1 protein-coding gene is annotated in these 404 nt (G+C 69.3%); it reads right to left on the minus strand.

Going from position 1 to position 404, the window contains the following annotated elements; translation table 11 throughout:
- On the minus strand, positions 1-404 hold a 404-nt coding region (locus ADK60_RS25205), incomplete at both ends, for a condensation domain-containing protein (RefSeq protein ID WP_159400573.1).

A 404-nucleotide genomic window follows, 5' to 3' on the forward strand; every position in this document is an offset into this window, starting at 1 on the left:
CGAACACCACGGCGGGTGCGAGCGGTGCCGTCGCCACCCGCTCTTCGAACAACTCGACGAACGTCCGGGTGCCGACCGGCAGGCCGGTGGCGTTCCACTCCTGCAGCATCCGGTGCCGCTCGTCGCCGGAGAGGACGTCCAGCTGTCCGAGCGGCAGCGTCGGATCCGCGAGCAACGACTCCAGGACTCGCAGGACACGCGCCCCGATGGCCGTGATGTCCTGCGCGTCGAAGTGCTCGGACGCGTAGCCGAGGCGAAGTGCCAGGCCCTCCGGCTTGACCATGGCGGCGAAGCTCAGGGGGTAGTGGGTGGCGTCGATGCCGTTGAAGCCGGTCACCCGCACGCCGTCGGCGATGGTCAGGGCATCGGGGTCGATCGGGTAGTTCTCGAACACCGTGAGCGTG

Origin of the sequence: Streptomyces sp. XY431, from assembly GCF_001279805.1 — a bacterium.
Taxonomy (GTDB): Bacteria; Actinomycetota; Actinomycetes; order Streptomycetales; family Streptomycetaceae; genus Kitasatospora; species Kitasatospora purpeofusca.